The following is a 14,454-nucleotide window of genomic DNA, read 5'->3' as shown; positions in this document are numbered from 1 at the left end:
ATTTGTTTAGTTTTTGGGAAACAAAAGGTAGATTGTTTTTTAGCAGGTCGCTAAGGTGGTTTGGTAACCGTTGTGCATAAAAAAAACGTTCTCATAATTTATAAGTTTATGGTTATGGAACGATGTATTTCGTGGTATGAATAGTACTTGCATAAAAAGCAAGGAACGGTTTCACACTTTAGACTCATGGGTGACCAAACCCGTCTTTAAAATCTTTCGATTGAAAAGTTATCTTCTAAAGCTAACGTGAGAACCGCTCGCATGCCATATGTAAAAGTAAAAAACTTTTTGACATGGAGCGACTTCACGATATTCTCGAAGATAAAATTGGTCATTTTGAGTCGAGAAAACATCGTTTTAATTATGCCAAAAAGGCTAATTATCAATTCGCTACTACAAATATATGAAAATATTTTAACCATGCAAATAAGTTTCAAAATAAAATCAAAATAACATTAAAATATTTAAATATAATGATTCAAAAATTTGAAAAAGAAGAGAGTAAAACTCCAATGTATAGAATGAAACTTGGTTTAAAACTAAAGGAGTTTAGACTTGAGAAAGGTTTTTCAGTTAAAGATATAATTGATATGACGAACATATCAAAAAGTAGTATTTTGAAGATTGAAAAAGGTGAAGCAAAAAACATCGATAATTACGTAGAGTATGCAAAAGCTGTAGAATATCCATTGGAGACTTTAGTTGATTTTAAAATCAAGTTAGAGCCTTTGAATCAATTATCTACTGAACGACAAGAAGCAACCAAATTAACTGCGAAAATCCGTAAGCATATTGTAAATACTGCTTTTTTAATCAATGGTAAAAAGATTGCTGAAATTAGAGATGAACTTATCAGAATAAATCAAATTGATATTAAAGTTAAATCTGCAGATATTGCTGGTGTTATGAGGAATCTTGCTGATGATGATGTGATTAAGAAAGAAAAACTTGGAAACAAGAATCTTTATAAGATTTGAGAGATAATTTTAGTATAGCTAAAATTGTGTTTTTTATACACAAGAATTGATTTGCATTTTTGCAGAAATGGTGGGCGTTAGTAAAGACAAAAATGCTGTTCAAGAAATATAAATTACAATGACAGATTAGTGAAAGTATAAATATACCATTCTGCCAAAGATTGTAGATAAATGATTGTTTAGTTATTTTCAATATGTAGGTATATACCTGAACTAAACTAATTGATTTTACTTAGATAACTCGATTGATCTGATAAAATATAAAAAAGAACCTTTTTCTTCATTTATAAGGAATGTCAAAGATTAATAAAGTAACATAAATTAGAATAATTTCTAAAGACCTCACTTAAGCAAGGTTATCTATAAGTCCTTTTTTTTAAGCTCTTTCATAAAATATGAGGTTGGCATTCCGGTTCTGTAAAAAAAAGCTTTTGTGAAACGTTCTATACTACTAAAACCCGCTTCTTCTGATAGCGCTTTATTTGTATAATTCTGAATTTTTTTTTCCTCTTTCATTAATTCTATCAAATAGTCTATCCTTAGGTCATTGATGTACTTTACAAATTTTTTTCCTCTGTAATGTAATATTATTTTTGAAAGATATTTTACATTTGAGTCAAACAAAACCGCGAGTTTTGCTTCCGTCAAATCTTTTACCAAAAATTTTTTATCCTTTTCAAATTTCTCTAATAGTCTCAATATAAACATTACAGTATCTGCATTTATATCTTCAATTCCATTATTTAGGTTTTTTGATTCAAACTTAGATACAGTCTTACTTTTTTTCATTAAATCATCAAATCTTTGCCGATAAACTTTCTTATTCCTACTATGATTATAAATGAGAAAGATCACAGATAAAAATAAAAATACTATTATACCCTTAGAAATAAAATCATTACGCTTTCTCTCTTCCAATAATTTTTCAATTTTATTTTTCTGAGACAGTAATTCTTTGGTATGATAGTCTTTGTAAATTCTTTCCGATACGTATTTGTATCTGCTGTTCATAATATTATTTACTTTAAGCAGTTTTTCAATATAGTAAAGTTGTTGCTTTAGATTTTTTTGGGATTTAAAGTAGCTGATTAATAATTCATAGCTATTGAGAAGATCAGGACGGATGTATCCTTTATTATTAAAAATAGCATCTACTTTTTTGAAATAAGGTATTGCCATTTGGGGATTCTTAAGATCCCAATAACTTTTTCCAATGTAAAAATAGCCCACAGCTTCGTTTCCAAAGTCTTTGTTTTTTATAATCATTGGTAGTGAATAGTTGATTTTGCTAATAGCCAAAGTATAATTGCCTCGAAAATACTGATTAACTCCTTCGGAGATAATAAAGTACTCTTTCATCTCATTGTTAGATAGTCTTTCTCCTTCAGATAATCCCTTCTCATTTGTTTCTGTACATAAACTATAGCTGCCAATACGATTGAAACAAAGGCCCAGAGAATGTAAGGAATTCAGATAGCCCCTATCATTATTTTCTTTAAAGTAATCAATACATTCCTTAAATAAAGAAATTGCCTCATTATAAAATCCAAGATAGTATTTTATATTTGCAATATTGTATTTTACCTTATATATCAAATACTTATCATTCGTTTTAGAGATGTAATTATCTGCAATAAGGTAATTATCTAATGCATAATTATGTTTTTTCGCGGCATAATATACAATTCCTTTTGAAAGATAAGCTGAACCTATCAAAGCATTATCCTTTGACTTTTTTGCAACGTAAATCATACTGTCTACATAGATCAGTTTCATGTTTTCCGGAGAGTGATGGACATAGTTTTTATAGCCATTTACGAGCTCTTCTAAATTTTTTTCTGCTTTCGATTTTACTATAAAGGATTTAAGGTATAAGGATTTTTTAACGCTATCTTTTTCAGATTCTTCTATCCTTTCAAAGAGGTAATCATAATCCTTATTTTGAAGTGTATCGGGAATTTTAAAATGGATTTCCTGTGCGCAGATTTGATCTCCCAAGCAAAGAGAGAGTACAAATAGATACTTTCTAATCATAGTTTGAATTAAAATGAGACATTATTTTTTCTACAAATTCATCCTGAAAGCTAAATAATAGGCTTATAAAAAGACTCATTAGTGTTTTTCAAAAAATTCGCCTTAAATATAGTGTAAACAATTGATAATGAACGAATTTTTATTAAAAAAAGGTATATGGATTTTCGGAAAATCCATACTGTTATTCTCGGAAATCCACATACTAATGTTTTGCAAATCAAAAAATCTACTTTTAGATTTGCCTCGAATTCAAAAGCAAAAATATTTAGTAGAGTACTAAATTAAAGTTCTGCTTACCTGGGTGAAATGAACTGACTAAAAAAATAGTCGGTCACATTTAACACATTTTAATCATGAAAAACATTTCATTACGATTAATAATTTTACCATTATTAATCATTTCCTGTAACACTGATACTATTGATAATATCGAAAGTATTGATAGTGAAATCAGTAACAAGAATACGGAAAAGACAGCACGTTTGATGCAAAACATGACCCCTGAAAACCCTGCAAACATTTACGACTTTGCCGGGAAATTGCATAATGATATTCTTGATGCTTATTTATCAGGTAACTATCAGTATAATACGATAGGACAAATTTCTCAACAGATCGAAACTATAGCGGCTCAAAATAATGATCTAATGCTTTTAACTTCAGGGACAAATTTGTCTCCCAATCTGATTTTGATACAAGAGATTATAAATAATCCACAGTCTAAACTAGATCAGACTATTTTAAATTCTACAATGACAATTGTAGCAAAAGATAATCTTTCGAATTTTATGAATGATATCCTTGTATGGGAAAATGATTCTTACGAGGAAATTTATCAATACATAATATCTTTTGAATCAGCTGTGATAAGTAATCAGGCATTCAACAGTGAGGATAAGAGAATTATCCTTACTACTTCCTCCATAGCTAGGTATTCAACGTATTATGATATGGAACGCAAAGATAAAGACTGGGACACTTCTACTGGTCACCGTGTTGCAGGGCTTAGTGGAGCCATTGATGACCCTTGTACGGCAATAAAACGTTCACTTGTAACAGGAATCATGATATACAATCAATGATCTGAGTGATGATGTATTATATCTATTGCTATGAAAAAGAAATAGTATACGTGTTTACTGTGTGCTTGATTCTTTTCAATCTTGTTAGTCTTTATTTCATCATAGATCTATTATCCTATGATGAAATAATTGGCTATCTCACAAATGGCGAGATAAAAAGTGATAGTCCACGTAGTCTGGCCTACCTGCTTTTTGTGAGCGGCATGTCAAATTTACTTTTTGTTACAGTTACATTGATTTCCAGGTTAATGTCAGAGTAGCCTACTGTCAATAATAAAGTAAGATTTGTTTTAACTGATTATAATTTCATAAAGAGTATTGTCGTGGTAAGCAAAAAATCAAAATATTTTCATATTGGTCTGCAAGTTTACATTTTTGAAAAATTTGCATCTAAAAAGTCTTTGAGTAAATTATTTAAGATAGATCATTTCTCTATACTGATTGTAAATTCGGGTTCTTTATCTGTATTAATAAATAATATGGAAGTGACCGTCTGTGAAAGTGAAATTCTTGTAGTACCTATAAAAACTTCATGTAAAATAGTAATCATGAGTGATCAATTACAAATTTGCTTGCTCTCATTTACTACAGACTTTGTTATTGAAAATAGTATCCGAAGACCTCATATTAGGTATTTTGAATTTTTTATTACCAAGTTATCCTCTAAAATCTTTCTAAAAAATAAAGATGTTTTATTACTAATTGATTTATTGATATTACTTAATAGCAAAGTATTAAGACCACGCTCGCATGTTTTTAAAGATGAGATAGTACTTTTTAGTTTTAATCTGTTATTGTATGAATTAGCAGGTATATATCACAGATCATCGTGGAATATATCGCTTCAACATTCGAAAAGAGAAAAACTAGTACTTCAATTTTTTAAAATTTTAGAAATGAATTGCAGAAAACAACACAGTGTAAAATATTACGCAAATAGTTTAGGTATTAATACAGATTATTTTAGTAGAATAGTTAAACAAGTTACAGAAAAAACGGCGAAACAATTTATTGAAGAAGCGATTGTTCTCGAAGCAAAAGTTTTGCTGCAAAACAATCATTTAACCATTTTATATATTGTAGAAGAATTGCACTTCAGTAATTCTTCTGCTTTCAGTGCTTTTTTTAAAAGGCATACTTCCCTGTCTCCTTCAGAATACCGTTTACGATTAAATTCTAATTAAATACTTTATAATACATGTTTGACCGGGTTAAGAATGTTCTATAAGCATTGATTTAGAGTACTGTCGATTGTAAGTCGAGAGAAATATTTACTAAGTAAAAGTAAAAAAAATGACTCAAACATATCTTTTAGAATGGATGGATTTAACGGTGACCTCAACCCTTAATCCTGGTAAAACAGATCTTACTATGATTACTCCAATTCAATCCAAAGCGATTATTAAAAAAGCGACCGAGCAAACATTCTTAATTCAGTCACAGTTTACGGTACAGGTTTTTTCGCTTACCAAGGAGAAACAGATTAAAATTTTAGTTGGAAATTATTATTCATCGCTGTTATTTCTTTTAGATAAAATTACAGAGATAAATAGTACCGATGATGAGCATAGAGAACATTTAAAAGAAGTAACTGCTACTTTAATTTCTTGTTTGGATGAATTAATAACTTTTGTAGAATCCAGATTTGCAAACTATTTAAACAAACCTTTACCAATTATTGAAAAGAAGATGCGTGATTCCTCCGTTATAGACTCTTCTTCTAATAAAGTCTTATGTAAGCTTTCGACAGATCAGACAGCCTTAATACTTAGGGCATCTGATGAATTAAAAATTCTTATTTCAAAATCAATGAATCATTTATTTAAAACAATTGTTCCATTTCTATCCACTCCGAATAAAGTGGATCTTTCATACAATGCCATGCGAAGCAAAGCTTACATTTTTGAAGAAAGGGATAAACGAATAGCAATTGAAACATTGGAGCGCATGATTAAACAGATTAAAGAATATTAACTAAATAATTTAAAACTTAAAAACATGAAAAAGCTATCTTATATTTTAGCCACTATGATTTTGATCATAACAGGTTGTCAGCCTAAAAAGCTGGATGAGAAATTGGCTACCGCCCTTATTCTGGAAAAAAATCATTACCCTGTTATTGTAGACCATGATATTTTCTGTGGTGATCCCGCGCATGCTTACACCATTTTTAAATCGGGACTTGTAGAAAAAGGATTTGTAAAAGTACTGCAGTCGAAGAAGCTTGGTGATACAACTTCCTTCATAAGTTTTACTACAGCAGCAAAACCCTATTTACTGCCAACACCGGCAGCTGATAAAATAAATAAAATTCAACGTGTAAAAGTTGCAGATGAAGAGTTTGGAGCAATTGTAACCATACGGATTATGAGCTCAGGAAATAAGGCAATTGTTGAATATACTACTATTCGAAGAAAAAATGTTTTTACTGCTGCAATTAAAAACGGATTGAAAGACACATTGCCACATAAAGTTTATTTTATACGATCCGATGATGGCTGGCAGCTACTTGATAAAAAGTCGGAGATTGAATTTTTGTCATTTTAGAATATGAAAATTATTCTTAAATTACTTAGATAGCTTTATTACAATCTTTTATGGTTTTTGTGATTACCAAGTTAGTAACAATAAGAACGGTATCTAAATAAATTATCTTAGATCTCCTATTTATTGATCCTACAATACTGTATGCAAACAATTTCACGCATGATTTAGAGAAAATTTCAATGAGATAAAACTTATAAATTATTTTTGCTTCAATTTAAAAAAGTTAAAAAATTGTAGTAAAAATATTTCTTATATTCGCTTGAAGAAAAGCTCACTTACTTCACAAACATAACTGAAGAAAGTTGTATTGACGCCATTTTATGGCTGGTATTGACTAGTTGGCAGTAATTTTAACGCAGAAAATAATTAGACAATAAAAATTTATATTATGACGACACCTGAAATAGTTACGTTAGTTGGTATTGGACTTACTTTCCTAGTAGGAGTTTTTAACTTAATCATAACTTTCAAAAATGTTCGTAAAACAGCTTTCATAAATTCGGTTACAGCTTCTAGAATAAAGTATATTCAAGAATTAAGAGAAAGTATTTCTAAATTTTGTGGACTTGCCCATAGTTATGCAAACAAAATTTATAAGTTAGAATATAAAGAAGTTTGGGAATTACACAAAGAAGCGGATAATTTAAGATTTCTAATTCGTCTTTACTTAAATCCGGAAGACGACTATTGGGACAATAGAATCATTAGTCTAATTGACCAAATTATATTAAAATCAGACAAAGATCCAACAGAGCCTATAAATGAACTAATTACAATTACTCAATATTTACTAAAATTAGAATGGGAAGGTGCTAAAAGAGAGAGTGAAATCGGAATTATTTCTGAAATAAAGAAAAGAGAATTATATAATAAATATGTTGAACGACATAAAAAAGCAACAACAGAAAAATGAAAAAAGAATCCATATTTTATTTAGCAATAATATTTACAGTTTTTGGATTATTTTTAACAGGTTTAGGAGTTGGAAAAATATTTCATAAAGGTTGCGAAGGTGCAATTGTTGGTGTTGGAATAGGTTTTACAATTACTGCTTTAAAATTATTCAACATTTTTAGACACATTGATGTTTACGAAAAAAAATAAATTCAAAAATTATGAGCTACGCACAAGTAATTAGGCAAATTCAAAAAATAATGAATAACTGTGGAGACCCAGTTATTCTAACAATGACTGGAGAACAAATAATGAGTGAATCAGGACAAATGTCAATTGAAATCGAAAGAGTATTAATTAAAAGGCAGAATAATTGTTGTGTAATTCCACCTCCAAACCCGACTTGTAATGATAATCCTGACGACAAATATTGGGTAAACAGAATTCGTATCTCGCCTAGTTTAGCAGATGACTATTCAAAAAACTATCCTTTACGCGATGAAGAGATGAAAGATTTAATTTGTACGAAAACCTTTTTATTTGGCTGTTATTAAATGAACAGAATAAGAAAAACTGTTGCCAACACAATCTACAATCAAGCTGGGCATTTGGCAAAATTCGAAGATGGTTTTGTATTTGAAAAATTAGTGTTTAATCGAGAGATTATGCATTTTTAATCCCAGCCTACGTGTAGCTCGGGAACGTTATGCGTTATTTTCCCTCAGAGACCGTTGAGAAAACTGAAATTGAAACAATTAATGAAATATTTTTAAACTCATATAAATAAAAATGGAGAGCAAACCAGACAACTACATCATAAAAAAAGCTGTTAAGAAAAATATTGCTGCAGACGGAAGAGCAAAGTTTGTTGATGTTGGTGTAACATTAAAAGTAGAACTTGGAATAAAATACATAAAGCTTGTGCCTTTCTTGTCGCAATATTCTGATATTTTAGACATAGAAGAAGATAATAATTTTGCTCTTCCTGTTTTTTATGCAAGATTAAAAGATGAAAACCTTCAAGAAGTTATCTCTGTTTGGAAACCAATAGAGTTTTCAAATTCATGGGTTCAGTGCAACACAATTAAACTTGACAATATTTTGCCTTCATGGATTAGAAGAAGAGAAACACTTACCGAAAATTCTGAAGAATATAAAAATTTCATTGACAGGCTGAAAAGACAACATGCTATAGAAACAGGGATTGTGGAAAAGTTATATGATTTGAAAGAGGGGATTACAGAAACTTTTGTTAAGGAAGGATTTGTTGAAGCATATCTACAGCATGGAGACAGTAATATTCCACCTAAACAATTAATGAATTATTTACAAGATAATTTTGAAGCAATTGATTTTGTATTTGATGTAGTAAAAAATGATAGAAATATTACAGTTAGCTTTATTAAAGAGCTACATCAATTAATAACATCACATCAGGAAACAGCGGAAGGACGTGATCAATTTGGTAACAAGTTACAAATTGAGTTGTTGAAAGGAGATTTTAAGATAAGAGATAATAATCCAACTAGAGCAGATGGAACAACATTTATTTATTGTCCTCCAATTCATGTTGCCTCTGAAATGGACAATCTTATCCTAATTTATCAAGATCTATTAAAAAGACAAATTAATCCAACAATAATTGCAGCTTGGTTTCATCATGCTTTCACACAAATACATCCATTCCAAGATGGTAATGGAAGGATTGCCAGATTATTAGCAAGCCTTATACTTATTAAACATAACTTGTTTCCTCTTACAGTTAAAAGGAATGAAAAGCCACGATATATTGATGCACTAGAATGGTGTGATTCAGGCTGGGCACAATTACTAGTTGACTTTTTTTGTGAAACACAAAAAAGAAATATTGAAGCAGCTCTTAATTTAAAACTAGATCTTTCATTATCCGCTTCTTCGCTTAGTGATGTTGCCGATATTTTTGCTCAAAAATTAGCAAACAAAAATTTAAGTCTTGAAAAGGAAAGGCAAAATACACTTACAAAAAATAGAATGGAAATTTTTAACCTTTGTAAAGAAGCATTAAATAAAATTGAAAAAGAAATAAAAGACAAGTTAAACGGAAATGCTAAAGTTTATATAGGATTTAATCCACCTGGAGACGAAATAAAAAAGAACTATTTTTTTTACACAACAGTTGAATATGCAAGAAAACATGATTACTTTTTCAACTTCCACTTCCCAAGAGCATCATTTAAATTTGCTATTGAATTAATGACTAATCGAAAGTATGAACTCATAATCACGCTTCACCATTATGGATATGATGATTCAACATTTGCTATTGGAGCAATTTTACAATATAAAGAACCTTCAAAAACTAAAAAAAATGCAGAAGATTTGACTACATTGCTTCCACTTTCAATTGAACCTTATACAATCTCTTTGGAAGTTAATCCAACAGAAATTAAAAATTCATCCTCTGATATTCAAACCTTTCTACAGAATGCTGTAACTCTTACATTAGCGCAAATTGTAAGTGAAATTAATTAGAAGAAAAAAGCAACAACGCATAACAAGCGTCTGTAGCCATTTGCGAATTTAGTGAAATTACCGTTTTAATTCGTATTTTCGTTTAGCCGAAAATACTCGTCTTTGTAAGTCGCAAATAGCTAGAGGCTCTAGAACGTCGGGCTGTGAAAAAACCTCTTTGAATTTAGAAAGTATTCGGAGGGCTACCGAAGAAAAAACTCAAATTCGGGATTCTCATGAAGGCGGTTTTAGTTTTTTCACAGCCTGACGTTCCTAGCAATTTTAACATGAAAGTGCAATTAAGATTGTGGACAAAATATCAAGTCTAATTAATAAAATAAACACTAACAGTATATAAAGAACAAATACATGAGTCATCAAAAAGTATTATCACATCTCGAAAGTCTACTTAATAAAATGGGTAATAATATTCATATTGTATCTACTGGAAATACAAACAATTCACAGATTCCAGGAGAGCTTTCTATTGAAATCAATCCAATCACAATATTAAACTCTTTTAATCAGCTGTTGATACCTAAACCTGGGCCACAATCTAAATCTGATTTAGGCGCAGAAACTTATACAATAAATTGGATTAGGCTCTCAACTTCAATAATCGATGACTATTCAAAAAAAATTCCTCTCAGTGATGAAGAATTGCTTGATGTGATAATGCATAAGGAACTCTTATTCGGCAACTATTAAAAACTTCTGGTAACAGCTACAAAGGATTTGGGCAATTGTCTTAATGGCAATTGATTTTGTATTTTTGAAATTTGGCAAATCAGAAAAATAGGACTTAATTTAGTCCAAAACCCGCTTTAGTCCCAGAACGTTTGGGGATATTTTACAAAAAAAATAGAAAATATGATTTACATTTTACCTACTAAAAAAGGTTTTGGGATAGAATTATGGGGGAATTATGATGACATAGTTTTTTTGCATAAAACTATTTCAAAATTTTGGAATAGTGAAAATACATTAGCAAAAGTTGGCTTTGAAAATAGAGATAAATTAATTAGTGGTTTTTCATATGAAATCCGAAAATGCTATGAGGGAAGTCGCCTAAAAAAATCCAATAGTCATTTTTCATTAGAGAAAATTGAATATTTGGGAGTTGAAATATCTTGGGTTCATTTTTTATTTTCATTAAGCGCATTAAGATATAATATGCGTTATACTGAAAACAATAAAATGGATTTATAACTAATGTTGCATATCGAATTTTGGCTTGAAAATGCAATGAATAAATATGATAAAATTGGCGCAGAAAAATTAACATATTTCATTTCTGATGGAATTCATGCAGGAAATAATTATTTATATCAGTTTATGAGAAGTATAAATACTGATTATTTTAGAATGAATGGCGAAAAAAAAGCATTTAGAAAATTACCCGAATTATTAATGCGTTCAGTTGTATTTAGCGAAGAATATAAATCTTATACCATTAATCTAGAAAATGAAGCGAAAAGATTAGAATGCGAAATCGAAAATCTTGAAATAAATGATGAGGATATTGATTATGAAAATATTAAATGGTAATCTTAACTAAAATGAACATACGAACGTACATAAAAGAAATTCAAAAAAGACTTCCAGAAGACATAATAATCTAAAATGAAACTTCATTTGAATTTAATGACGATGAATTTCTTGTAATTTAAGCATGGATAAAAATAGTAATATCAAAAATAGAAAAACAAATTTTTAAATAACTAATTGTAACAACTATTAGCTGTCCATTAATGTAAGAATAAATCTAGTCAATAATCTCGGCTTTACTAGGTTGGGAGCTATTTTGCAAAACTAAATAAAAACTAAACCAATAATTAAACATTAAAAAATGAAAAAAATTCTTATTTCTGCATTACTAATTTCAATTGTTGCTTGTCAAAAAAAATCTGAAGATAAAACTTCTCAAGAAGTTAAAGTTGAAAATATTACTAAATCAAAAAACATAAATCAAAATATAGAAGAAGAAGAGAAAAGAGCGAATGATGAAAAAATTGCAGAATTCAAAAGTGAAAGCAAATTAAAAGGCTTATCTGAAAAAAACTTTAATTTTATTATTAATAAATTACTTGAAGATAAATTTGGTTTAACTAAATATAACTATTTAGATTTCGATAAAATAGATAGTGATTTTTGGAATAGTGAAATAAGTACACCTCCAATTAATAAAATGGATCAAAGAGTTACAAATAAGAATTTATTTGTTTTTGAATTTAATTATGGAACTAACTCTTCTTTAAGACAAAAATATTTTTTACTGGAAAATAATGAAATGAAAAATATTGATTTTAAGCTTAATGAAACTGATAACCAAAAACTGAATTTGCTTCTAGAAAAAATTGGAGGAAAAGGAAGTTTTCTACTAACTGACAGATTAAAAGCTATTACTAAAGATAATCAAAACAATTATGAACTTACATTTGGTTTGCAAAAAAGTTCAGATTCATATAGTAATCCAAGTATATCAATTAAGTATAAAACAACAGATTTCAAATCTATTGTTCCAAATTCTATTATGAAATTCAATGATGAGAAAGGTAAATTTGTAGAATTGAAATAAATAAAAAAATGCTACCAACCTAAGTCTGACGCAATTTGCAAATTTTGTTGAATTAACGTTATTTCATCATATTTTGTTTACCCTAAAATACTTGCCTTGGTAAATTGAAGATTACGTTAGTTGCGGGAACTTAAGATGCAAAAAAAAGGACACTTATTAAAATTAATAAAAAATATGGCAAAAATAAATCTAAAACTTCCTGAAGAAATACGAAAAGTAGAATATCTTGATAGCTTGGTGCTTAAAATAATTGATTATAGAGAAGATTTTAAGCCTTTTGTTGAAGTTTTAAACGTTAACGTTGAATTTATTATATCTTCATCTATTGAAAAACAAATTGTTAATTCTCTCACAGAAAAAAACGGATTATTTGAATTAACCATTCCGATGAAAAGATATTGGATAAGTCCTGGCAAATTAACATCACTTCCAAGTTCTAAAGACGTTTATAGTTCTGTAATATTTGCACTAAATAGTGCTTTAAAGGATTTTAAAGAGAATAATATTCCAAATGATTCTGAGGATGATTTTGAAGAAGAACCTGGAAATGAAATATCTAAATAAAGTGCCTATAACTACCATAGATTATAAATTCCTTTTTTTTACATTTTAGGACATAAAAAATTATCCTAAAAAAATTATCTCATAATCAAATCAGCCTTCCATTCGGGAGGCTTTTTTATTTTTTACATTTTTTTAATTTTTTTTCTCCTTGATTTTACTGGGGGTTCAACGGGGTACAATTGGGGTACAACAAAAAGTTGTACTTGTGGCAGTTTTATCTCTATCGTTTCTTTGCCTTGTAATGATGAAGAACCTGGTTTGGAATTATCCATTTGCCGGGATTGTGAGAACTAATGTAGAACGATAAAATGATGAGGTATGTTTACAAACATTTCATGGGGTAATTACATAGTTGTAGTTATTCTGCTATTGGCAAGCTGGTATTTATTTGTTGGATTTCGATTTTATTTTGATGACCTCAAAGAAGTCATATCAGGAAAGCGGAAACTTCAATTCCGCGGATTTGAAGACTCAAATTACCAAGATCCTCAATCTGAATTAAAGTATCAGGAATCACCTGAAGCAATTTCAGACCAAAACTCCTTGGGAGAATTTGACATCACTTTTCAGGATGTTGATGCTCTGGTGGGACGATTAAAAAGTTTTATCGCAGATGCTGCAAAGAAAAAATTAGTCAAAAAAGAATTTACCTATTATCTGCAGCTTCTTCTAAGAGAATTTCCCTCAGTGAAAAATTCCCCTTTTAATTCTTCAGTAAGCGAACTGATAGTCTCAGAATGCGACAAACTTGAATCAATCAATTTAACACAGAAGGAAGCAGAAGCCCTTTGGGAATAATCTCTAAAACAATTTAACGGAGGAATCGCCCCTGTCCATCCCCGCGCAGTATGGCAGATGTAACAGGAAAGTGGAACTGCGACAGCGGCTACACCTCCGTTTTTTATCTGATTTTTTAAATTTTAAAATAAATGTGCGATGAAAAAATGGAACTGGAATTTTAAAAAGTTTATTGAGCAAAAAACAAATAGTATCTGTACGCTTCTGGCACAATTACTTTTTGTAATCAGTTATGAAACCTACGCCCAGGATGGTCTGGCAGGAATTAACGAAGCCAATCAGCAGGTTCGAAGTTACTTTGATGCAGGAACGGAACTGATGTATGCCGTAGGGGCATTATTAGGTCTTATTGGTGCTGTGAAAGTATATCAAAAATGGAACGCCGGTGATCCCGATACTGGAAAAGTAGCGGCAGCCTGGTTTGGCAGTTGTGTTTTTCTGGTGGTAGTGGCTACCGTAATCAAATCCTTCTTTGGGATTTAAAACAAAT

The 14,454-nt window shown here is 29.7% G+C and carries 15 protein-coding genes and 1 pseudogene; 15 read left to right on the top strand and 1 reads right to left on the bottom strand.

From position 1 onward, the window contains the following. Positions 1 to 473: 473 nt before the first annotated feature. On the top strand, positions 474 to 977 hold the full coding sequence (locus B0A81_RS04040; RefSeq protein WP_089056825.1) for a helix-turn-helix domain-containing protein: 504 nt from the start codon (positions 474 to 476) through the stop codon (positions 975 to 977). Between the two features lie 360 nt (positions 978 to 1,337). On the opposite strand, the gene B0A81_RS04035 is transcribed toward B0A81_RS04040, so the two are convergent. Beyond that, on the bottom strand, positions 1,338 to 3,011 hold the full coding sequence (locus tag B0A81_RS04035; RefSeq protein WP_089056824.1) for an AraC family transcriptional regulator: 1,674 nt from the start codon (positions 3,009 to 3,011) through the stop codon (positions 1,338 to 1,340). 353 nt (positions 3,012 to 3,364) lie between these two features. On the opposite strand from B0A81_RS04035, the gene B0A81_RS04030 reads away from it, so the two are divergent. The 14 genes and pseudogenes from B0A81_RS04030 (at position 3,365) to B0A81_RS03965 (ending at position 14,447) form a co-directional block, all read left to right on the top strand. Next, positions 3,365 to 4,093: a hypothetical protein gene (locus tag B0A81_RS04030; RefSeq protein ID WP_089056823.1), complete on the top strand. Its 729-nt coding sequence runs from the start codon at positions 3,365 to 3,367 to the stop codon at positions 4,091 to 4,093. Positions 4,094 to 4,416: 323 nt separating this feature from the next. Continuing rightward, complete coding sequence (locus tag B0A81_RS04025) at positions 4,417 to 5,277, top strand: helix-turn-helix domain-containing protein (protein WP_089056822.1); 861 nt, start codon at positions 4,417 to 4,419, stop codon at positions 5,275 to 5,277. Between the two features lie 109 nt (positions 5,278 to 5,386). Beyond that, positions 5,387 to 6,067, top strand: coding sequence for a hypothetical protein (locus tag B0A81_RS04020; protein WP_089056821.1), 681 nt, complete (start codon positions 5,387 to 5,389; stop codon positions 6,065 to 6,067). Positions 6,068 to 6,091: 24 nt separating this feature from the next. Further along, positions 6,092 to 6,640: a hypothetical protein gene (locus B0A81_RS04015; protein ID WP_089056820.1), complete on the top strand. Its 549-nt coding sequence runs from the start codon at positions 6,092 to 6,094 to the stop codon at positions 6,638 to 6,640. A gap of 388 nt (positions 6,641 to 7,028) precedes the next feature. Next, positions 7,029 to 7,553: a 6TM ABC transporter family protein gene (locus B0A81_RS04010; protein WP_089056819.1), complete on the top strand. Its 525-nt coding sequence runs from the start codon at positions 7,029 to 7,031 to the stop codon at positions 7,551 to 7,553. Continuing rightward, a complete protein-coding gene (locus tag B0A81_RS04005) occupies positions 7,550 to 7,744 on the top strand; it encodes a hypothetical protein (RefSeq protein WP_089056818.1) in 195 nt (64 codons plus the stop codon). The genes B0A81_RS04010 and B0A81_RS04005 overlap by 4 nt, the downstream gene beginning before the upstream one ends. Positions 7,745 to 7,755: 11 nt before the next feature. Further along, positions 7,756 to 8,088: a hypothetical protein gene (locus tag B0A81_RS04000; protein ID WP_089056817.1), complete on the top strand. Its 333-nt coding sequence runs from the start codon at positions 7,756 to 7,758 to the stop codon at positions 8,086 to 8,088. Positions 8,089 to 8,323: 235 nt separating this feature from the next. Next, entirely contained in the window at positions 8,324 to 10,045 is a 1,722-nt protein-coding gene (locus B0A81_RS03995) for a Fic family protein (protein ID WP_089056816.1), read from the top strand. Positions 10,046 to 10,393: 348 nt separating this feature from the next. Beyond that, positions 10,394 to 10,732 (top strand): hypothetical protein, encoded by a 339-nt coding sequence (locus B0A81_RS03990; RefSeq protein WP_123922156.1) that lies wholly within the window; start codon positions 10,394 to 10,396, stop codon positions 10,730 to 10,732. A 162-nt stretch (positions 10,733 to 10,894) separates the two neighbouring features. After that, positions 10,895 to 11,572: pseudogene (locus B0A81_RS21965) on the top strand (DUF6904 family protein). A gap of 301 nt (positions 11,573 to 11,873) precedes the next feature. Beyond that, complete coding sequence (locus B0A81_RS03980; protein ID WP_089056814.1) at positions 11,874 to 12,602, top strand: hypothetical protein; 729 nt, start codon at positions 11,874 to 11,876, stop codon at positions 12,600 to 12,602. A 174-nt stretch (positions 12,603 to 12,776) separates the two neighbouring features. Beyond that, positions 12,777 to 13,166, top strand: coding sequence for a hypothetical protein (locus B0A81_RS03975; protein ID WP_123922155.1), 390 nt, complete (start codon positions 12,777 to 12,779; stop codon positions 13,164 to 13,166). Positions 13,167 to 13,484: 318 nt separating this feature from the next. Further along, positions 13,485 to 13,964 carry a hypothetical protein gene (locus B0A81_RS03970; protein WP_089056812.1) on the top strand — a complete coding sequence of 160 codons (480 nt, stop codon included), beginning with the start codon at positions 13,485 to 13,487 and terminating at the stop codon, positions 13,962 to 13,964. A 138-nt stretch (positions 13,965 to 14,102) separates the two neighbouring features. Continuing rightward, a complete protein-coding gene (locus B0A81_RS03965) occupies positions 14,103 to 14,447 on the top strand; it encodes a DUF4134 domain-containing protein (RefSeq protein ID WP_089056811.1) in 345 nt (114 codons plus the stop codon). Positions 14,448 to 14,454: the final 7 nt, after the last annotated feature.

The organism is Flavobacterium plurextorum (genome assembly GCF_002217395.1).
GTDB classification, from domain to species: domain Bacteria; phylum Bacteroidota; class Bacteroidia; order Flavobacteriales; family Flavobacteriaceae; genus Flavobacterium; species Flavobacterium plurextorum.
The sequence above is the reverse complement of the archived record's forward strand: the minus strand, read 5'-3'. Positions and strand labels throughout refer to the sequence as shown.

Bases quoted from the DNA above. Each gene is read 5' to 3' on its own strand.
- B0A81_RS04040 (WP_089056825.1), top strand. From the start codon at position 474: ATGATTCAAAAATTTGAAAAAGAAGAGAGTAAAACTCCAATGTATAGA.
- B0A81_RS04035 (WP_089056824.1), bottom strand. From the start codon at position 3,011: ATGATTAGAAAGTATCTATTTGTACTCTCTCTTTGCTTGGGAGATCAA.
- B0A81_RS04030 (WP_089056823.1), top strand. From the start codon at position 3,365: ATGAAAAACATTTCATTACGATTAATAATTTTACCATTATTAATCATT.
- B0A81_RS04020 (WP_089056821.1), top strand. From the start codon at position 5,387: ATGACTCAAACATATCTTTTAGAATGGATGGATTTAACGGTGACCTCA.
- B0A81_RS04015 (WP_089056820.1), top strand. From the start codon at position 6,092: ATGAAAAAGCTATCTTATATTTTAGCCACTATGATTTTGATCATAACA.
- B0A81_RS04010 (WP_089056819.1), top strand. From the start codon at position 7,029: ATGACGACACCTGAAATAGTTACGTTAGTTGGTATTGGACTTACTTTC.
- B0A81_RS04005 (WP_089056818.1), top strand. From the start codon at position 7,550: ATGAAAAAAGAATCCATATTTTATTTAGCAATAATATTTACAGTTTTT.
- B0A81_RS04000 (WP_089056817.1), top strand. From the start codon at position 7,756: ATGAGCTACGCACAAGTAATTAGGCAAATTCAAAAAATAATGAATAAC.
- B0A81_RS03995 (WP_089056816.1), top strand. From the start codon at position 8,324: ATGGAGAGCAAACCAGACAACTACATCATAAAAAAAGCTGTTAAGAAA.
- B0A81_RS03990 (WP_123922156.1), top strand. From the start codon at position 10,394: ATGAGTCATCAAAAAGTATTATCACATCTCGAAAGTCTACTTAATAAA.
- B0A81_RS03980 (WP_089056814.1), top strand. From the start codon at position 11,874: ATGAAAAAAATTCTTATTTCTGCATTACTAATTTCAATTGTTGCTTGT.
- B0A81_RS03975 (WP_123922155.1), top strand. From the start codon at position 12,777: ATGGCAAAAATAAATCTAAAACTTCCTGAAGAAATACGAAAAGTAGAA.
- B0A81_RS03970 (WP_089056812.1), top strand. From the start codon at position 13,485: ATGTTTACAAACATTTCATGGGGTAATTACATAGTTGTAGTTATTCTG.
- B0A81_RS03965 (WP_089056811.1), top strand. From the start codon at position 14,103: ATGAAAAAATGGAACTGGAATTTTAAAAAGTTTATTGAGCAAAAAACA.